Genomic DNA, 6,225 nt, shown 5'->3' with positions numbered 1-6,225 from the left:
CGCGTCAGCCTGCCCAACGTGCCGGGCGGCGTACAGCTCCCGCCGGACGGACGGCCCATCCTGCTGCTGCCGGACGCCGGAACCCACGGCGGATACCCCACGCCGTTGGTGGTGGCGAGCGCGGACCTGCCCGTCCTCGGGCAACTGCGGGCCGGGGACCGCGTGACCTTTCGGGAGGTGACGCTGAGGCAGGCGCACGCGGCGCTGAGGCAGCAGGAACGGGACGTGCGTCAGGCAGAGGCGGCCCTGCGCCGGTGGTACGCCAAGCACACGGAGCCCTACACTGAAAGGACATGACCCCGCCGAGGAGGACGAGGTGACGCGCCGCCAGAAACGCCCTGACAGCCCCGAGGAGGAGACGAGCCGCCTGCGCTCGGCAGCGCAGCGACTGACCGAGGCGGTGCGGCGTGACCCGCGCGTGCAGGACGCGGCGGAGAGTTTGCGGGAACGCGCCCGGATGTGGCGTGAGACGGCCCGCAGCCGCGCCGACCTCCACCTTGAAGAGTTGGTGGAGCGCCGCTACCGGGGACAGCCGCCCGAGGCCCTCGGTGCGCTGCTCGCCCAGCGCCGCCGCGAACGGGAGGACCGCGCTGCTCGGCTGCGAGCTCGGCGGGCGCTGCTGGCCCTGGCCGAAACGCCCGAGCAGCGCCGAGTCCTGACCCGCGTGGCGGAGGCCACCCCGTGGGCAGGCGGGGAGGAGGCGGAGGTGCGCTATACCCTGCTGCTCGACGAGCTCGCCCCGTCAGGGAACGCAGAGGCGGAGATGGCCGTGCACCGCGCCATCTGGACGCTCGCCGAGCGCCGCGTGCTCGCCGTCTCCCCGCACGGGGTGGTCACCGCCTGCCCGCTACGGGTGTTGCCCGAGCGCGCGAGCTAAAGCCAGCTTGAACGCCTATCCTGCCCCCATGCACCGCATCGACCTCAATGCCGACCTCGGCGAGGGCAGCCCGCACGAGCCCGCCATCATGCCGTACGTCTCCAGCGCGAACATCGCCTGCGGAGGCCACGCCGGGGACACGGAAACCATGCGGGACAGCCTGCGTCTCGCCGCCCGGCACGGAGTGGCGGCGGGCGCTCACCCCAGTTTTCCCGACCGTGAGGGCTTCGGGCGCAGAGCCATGCACTTTCCCCCCGCTGAGGTCACCGCCTTTGTCCGCGAGCAGATCGAGACGCTCAAGGCGGTCGCGGCCCGCGCGGGCGTCCGCCTGCACCACGTGAAGCCCCACGGCATGCTCTACAACATGGCTGCACAGGACGCGGCGCTGGCGGGAGCGATTGCGCGGGCCGCCGCCGCTTCCGGCCTGCCCCTCTTCTTCGGGCTGGCGGGCGAGGCGTCGGTGATGCTGCGCGAGGCGCAGGCGCTGGGGCTGACGCCCGTGGGCGAGGGCTTTGCGGACCGGGGCTACGCGCCGGACGGTACGCTGTGGCCGCGCGGCCAGGCGGGCGCCCTGCTGCCGCACGCCCAGGCCGCCTTGCAGGGGGTGCGGCTGGCCCGCGAGGGCGTGGTCACGGCGGTTACGGGGGAAGAGGTGCGGGTCCCTGCCCAGACCCTCTGCCTGCACGGGGACGGGCCAGAAGCGGCCAACCTCGCCCGGAGCCTGCGGCGGGCGCTGGAGGCGGCGGGGGTGCGGGTGGTGGCTCCGGGCCTTTAGCCCGGCCAGCTCACGGTGGTGGGCGGCGGCACGAGGGCCGCGTGCATCTCCGTCGCATAGCGGTCGGTCATTCCGGCGATGAAGTCGCAGACGGCGCGGGGCAGGCCGTCCACCTCAGCGCGGGCACGGACCACGGGCGGCAGCATGGACGGGCGGGCGAGAAAGGCGGCAAAGAGCGTCTGGAGGAGCCGGCTGGCCTGCTCCACCTGCATCTCGACGCGCCAATGACGGTACAGGTTCTCGCGCAGAAAGGCACTCGTCTCCCGCAGCCGCTCGCGCATGGGGGCACTGTAGGTGATCAGACGTTCGGGGTGGGCGCGCACCGCGGCCGCGCTGGTCACGCCGCTGGCCCGAATCGCAGCGTCGCTGGCCGCCGTGAGATCCTGAATCAGCCACCCCAGCAGTTCACGGTGTAGGGTACGGCGGTCACGCTCCGTGAGCTGCGGCGACTGCGGCGGCACGCGGGCGAGCAGTTCCTGCCACAGCGGCAGCTCGGCAAGGTGTTCGGGGCTCAGCAGCCCGCTGCGCAGCCCGTCGTCCAGGTCGTGGGCCGTGTAGGCCAGGGCGTCGGCGGCGTCTACAAGCTGCGCTTCCAGGCTGGGCGGCCCCAGCCCCGACCGCTCGTGCTTGTTCAGGCCGTCCAGCGTGTCGAGCGTGAGGTTGAGTCCCGGAAAGTCGGGGTAACGGTCTTCCAGCCGGGTCACGATGCGCCGCGCCTGCGTGTTGTGATCGAAACCGCCCTCCTCCTCCATCAGCGCGTTCAGCACTCGCTCGCCCGCGTGTCCGAAGGGGGGGTGTCCCAGGTCGTGTCCCAGGGCGATGGCCTCCGCCAGCGTCTCGTTCAGGCCGAGCGTCAGCGCGACCGAACGGGCCACCTGACCCACCTCCAGGGTGTGGGTCAGGCGGGTGCGGTAATGGTCCCTCGGCGCATTCAGGAACACCTGCGTCTTGTATTCCAACCGGCGAAATGCCGTGGTGTGCAGAATACGGTCACGGTCTTTCTGAAAGGCGGTGCGCGTCGCGCTTTCGGGCTCCGGATACGCCCGCCCACGCGAATGCGCGCTCAGGGTGGCATAGGGCGCGAGCGTGGCGGCTTCACGTGCCTCCAGGTCGGCGCGGGTGAACATGGGGGGATTCTCGCAGAGCGCCGCGCAGGAGGGCAGAGAGCGAAAGCTTAACGTGCCCCCCTACCCCGCCCGCTTCAGCTTCCCGTTGCGTTTGGCCCAGCTCTCGGCGCGTCCGAACACGAACAGGCCCAGCGGAATGGTGATCAGGCCGAACAGCAGCAGGATGCCCAGTTCCGGCAGCACGCCCGCCAGGGTCACGCCGGGCTGGATCTCATCCCCGGTCCCGTTCACACCCAGAATCTTGCGGCAGGCGTTCAGGGCGTAGGTGGCGGGCGAGAGGGCGCTCACCGGCTGGAGCCAGGCGGGCAGCACGCTGACGGGGTAGTACACACCGGAAATCAGCAGGAACACGGCCTGGATGATGTTGGTGGCCTGCGCGCCGTTCTCGGTGCTCATGACCGGCAGCACCGCCGCCATCAGGCCGATCCCCATAAAGCCCAGGCTGGCGACCATGAACACGGCCAGGCACTCCAACACCTGCGTGAAGCTGGCTCCGATGTCCACGAACAGGCCCATGAACAGGAACACCAGCACGCCGCGCAGCAGCGCGTAGGCCCCCGCGAAGAGGCTCACGCCGACCAGATGCGTCAGGCGGCTGACCGGGGCCATAAAGGTGTATTCGATGGTGCCTTCCCAGCGTTCATAGCTGATGCTGTTGGCGATCTCGCCAAAGAGGCGGCCCAGGAAAGACCACATCACCGCCCCCAGCAGGAGCGTGAGGGTCAGGCGGGGGCTGCCCGCCGCCACGCCGATCAGCATGATGCTGGCCGCCGACACCATGTCGTAGAAGGTAAAGACCAGCACCCACGACCAGTAGCGCCGGGTGAGGTGAAAATCGCGGAACACAAAGGCCCAGGCCGCGCGGAGCTGGTGGGCGAGGGTGCCGGGCGTGGTACGCGCCGGATCGGGGACGGGGGTGGGGGGCATGGTCACGGTTTCTCCTCGCTTTGTTCTGCCAGGTTCTCGCCAGTGAGCTCGATAAAGGCGTCCTCCAGGCTCTTGCCCGGCCCGGCCAGGGCGCGCAGCTCATCGGGCGTGCCCTCGGCCACGAACCGGCCACCCGAGAGAAAGGCGATGCGGTCACACAGCCGCTCGGCTTCCGGCATGTCGTGGGTGGTCAGGATGATGGTGGCGTCGTGAACGTCGCGCAGTTCCAGCACGAATTCCTGCACGTCGCGCCGACTCTTGGGATCGAGGCCGGTGGTGGGCTCGTCCAGCAGCACAACCACCGGGCTGGTCAGAAATGCACGGGCGATGGCGACCTTCTGCTGCATCCCGCGGCTCATCTCCTCCAGCGGCTCGTAAAAGGCTTTCTCCTTCAGGCCCAGGCGCCTCAGGGTGCTCAGCGCGCGTTCCTCCGCCACGTGGGGTGCCAGGCCGTAGAGCTGCGCGGAGTACAGCAGGTTCTCGCGGGGCGAGAGCTTCTTGTAGAAGGCGGCGTCCACCGACACGCGGTTGAGCAGTCGCCGCACCTGCGCCTCATCGCGCACCACGTCCAACCCGAAGATGGTGACGCGGCCCGCATCGGGAATCAGGAGGGTGCTCATCGCGCGGATCAGGGTGCTCTTGCCGCTGCCGTTGGGGCCCAGCACGCCGTAGATCTCGCCGCGGCGCACCCCGAAGGTCACGCCGTCTACCGCCCGACTCTCGCTGAAGCGGGGGCGCAGCAGGGTGCCGCCCACCCTCTTGCGAAATCCCTTGACAAGCTGCTGCACGTCGATGGCGAGGGGGCGCCCGGTCAGGTCGCGGGGCACGGAGGACGGGGCGGCTTCCGCCGCAGGCGGGACGTTCAGGGTCACAGGAACCTCCGGGTTGGGGGCAGGCGAGGAGGCGGGCCCCCGCAACGTGGGGGCGCGTGGCGGACGAACTCAGCGCCGCTTCGTCATGCTCCAGTGCCTCGCATCACCCTCACCCTACCCCCACCCAGACGGGGAGGCGATACGCCGAACGGCGGAGGCGGGAGGTTCCGTTCTCGCCCCGCAACAGCGCTACAGTGCCTGCATGGGCAAGACCAACCCCGACACCCAGGTGATCTATGACGGGCACGTCGTGCGGCTAGAAAAGCTGGAGGGCAAGTGGGAAGTGGTGCGTCACGCGGACGCAGTCGCGATTCTGGCCCTGAACGAGGCGGGCGAAATGCTGCTCGTGCGCCAGCGGCGCCGGGCGATCGGGGGAGTGACGCTGGAGGCCCCGGCGGGCCTGATCGACCCGGGCGAGACTCCTGAGGCCGCCGCCCGGCGCGAGCTTCAGGAGGAAGTGGGCTTGGACGGCGACATGACGCTGCTGACCCGCTTCTACTCCAGCCCCGGCTTCTGCGACGAGGAACTGTACGTCTTCGAGGCGCGCAACCTGCGCGAGAGCCGGCTTCCCCACGACGAGGATGAGGAGATCGAGGTGACGTGGCTGCCGCCCGAGCAGGTGCTGGGCGGCCTGCGAGACGGCACCCTGCAAGGCAGCGCGAGCACCGTGACCGCCGCGCTCTTCGGCGTGCGCCGCCTGGCGGGGGACAGGCAGTGAAAACCTACGTCTCTCCCAGCCAGCGCCCGGACACGGAGACGGTGGTCGCCGTGGGCTCCTTTGATGGGGTGCACCTGGGGCATCAGGCACTTCTTGCGCAGCTCAAGGCCAAGGGCCGCGAGCACAAGGTGCCGACCGTCGTCTATACCTTCGACCCGCCCACGCGCGTGCTGACGCAAGGCGCCCAGTTCCTGTCCACCCTGCCCGAGAAGCTGGAGCTGCTCGCCCACTACGGCATCGACGAGACGGTCGCTGTGCCCTTTACCACCGAATTTGCCGCCCGTCCCAAGGAAGCCTTTCTGGAAGACCTGCGTGCCCTGCGCCCCCGCGCGCTTGTGGTGGGAGAAGACTTTCACTTCGGCCGGGGGCGAGCAGGGGGAGTCGCCGACCTGCGCGAGGTGGCGCGCGAGGTGGTGGCCCTCCCCATGCACCAGCTTGGCGGTGAGGACATCAAGAGCACGCGAATTCGCGAGTACCTGAAAGCGGGTGACGTGGAGGGCGCCGCGCGGCTGCTGGGCCGCTCCTACGGCGCGCAGGGCGTGGTGGTGCCAGGGGACCGCCTGGGCCGCCGCCTGGGCTGGCCGACCGCCAACCTCCGGGTGCCGGAAGGCAAAGCCCTTCCGCTGGGTGTGTTTGCGGTCATTGCCCGCACTGAGCGGGGACCACACAACGTCCAGCGCTGGCACGGCATGGCCAACGTGGGGTTTCGCCCCACCGTGGACGGTACCGAGCGCCGCTTTGAGGTTCACCTCTTTGACTTCGAGGGTGACCTCTACGGTGAGGAACTGGACGTCCAGTTCTTCGCCCGGCTGCGCGGCGAGCAGAAGTTCAGCGGCCTGGACGAACTCAGGGCGCAGCTCGCGCGGGACGCCGAGGCAGCGCGAGCCGCCCTGCGGGACGTGCGGTAGGGCGTCCTGCCGCCAGAGGAG

The 6,225-nt window shown here is 70.0% G+C and carries 8 protein-coding genes (1 of these 8 only partly in view); 5 read left to right on the top strand and 3 right to left on the bottom strand.

From position 1 onward, the window contains the following. The 3 genes in view from EI73_RS12310 to pxpA are tightly spaced (at most 28 nt apart) and all read left to right on the top strand, a layout consistent with a single transcriptional unit that may run on beyond the window. Window positions 1-297: the end of a biotin-dependent carboxyltransferase family protein gene (locus EI73_RS12310; RefSeq protein ID WP_034387091.1), read on the top strand. 669 nt of this gene lie to the left of the window's left edge; 297 of the gene's 966 nt are visible here — the last part of the coding sequence; its start codon lies off the left edge, out of view; the stop codon is at window positions 295-297. 19 nt (window positions 298-316) lie between these two features. Further along, entirely contained in the window at window positions 317-877 is a 561-nt protein-coding gene (locus tag EI73_RS16340) for a hypothetical protein (RefSeq protein ID WP_034387089.1), read from the top strand. Window positions 878-905: 28 nt separating this feature from the next. Further along, window positions 906-1,652, top strand: coding sequence for a 5-oxoprolinase subunit PxpA (gene pxpA, locus EI73_RS12300; RefSeq protein WP_034387088.1), 747 nt, complete (start codon window positions 906-908; stop codon window positions 1,650-1,652). On the opposite strand, the gene EI73_RS12295 is transcribed toward pxpA, so the two are convergent. The 3 genes from EI73_RS12295 to EI73_RS12285 are packed head-to-tail and all read right to left on the bottom strand — an operon-like array spanning window position 1,649 to window position 4,578. Further along, the gene (locus EI73_RS12295) at window positions 1,649-2,779 is read right to left on the bottom strand and encodes a deoxyguanosinetriphosphate triphosphohydrolase (RefSeq protein ID WP_034387086.1); all 1,131 of its coding nucleotides are present in this window, start codon (window positions 2,777-2,779) and stop codon (window positions 1,649-1,651) included. The genes pxpA and EI73_RS12295 overlap by 4 nt on opposite strands. Window positions 2,780-2,839: 60 nt before the next feature. Then, window positions 2,840-3,706 carry an ABC transporter permease gene (locus tag EI73_RS12290; protein ID WP_051935517.1) on the bottom strand — a complete coding sequence of 289 codons (867 nt, stop codon included), beginning with the start codon at window positions 3,704-3,706 and terminating at the stop codon, window positions 2,840-2,842. Between the two features lie 2 nt (window positions 3,707-3,708). After that, a complete protein-coding gene (locus EI73_RS12285; RefSeq protein ID WP_231557330.1) occupies window positions 3,709-4,578 on the bottom strand; it encodes an ABC transporter ATP-binding protein in 870 nt (289 codons plus the stop codon). Between the two features lie 202 nt (window positions 4,579-4,780). Between EI73_RS12285 and EI73_RS12280 the strand changes: the two genes are divergently transcribed. Next, complete coding sequence (locus tag EI73_RS12280; protein WP_034387082.1) at window positions 4,781-5,296, top strand: NUDIX hydrolase; 516 nt, start codon at window positions 4,781-4,783, stop codon at window positions 5,294-5,296. Next, window positions 5,293-6,204: a riboflavin biosynthesis protein RibF gene (gene ribF, locus EI73_RS12275; RefSeq protein ID WP_034387079.1), complete on the top strand. Its 912-nt coding sequence runs from the start codon at window positions 5,293-5,295 to the stop codon at window positions 6,202-6,204. The genes EI73_RS12280 and ribF overlap by 4 nt, the downstream gene beginning before the upstream one ends. Window positions 6,205-6,225 lie beyond the last annotated feature (21 nt).

This window comes from Deinococcus sp. YIM 77859 (assembly GCF_000745175.1).
Taxonomy (GTDB): domain Bacteria; phylum Deinococcota; class Deinococci; order Deinococcales; family Deinococcaceae; genus Deinococcus.
This window is presented reverse-complemented; position numbering and strand designations above follow the sequence as displayed.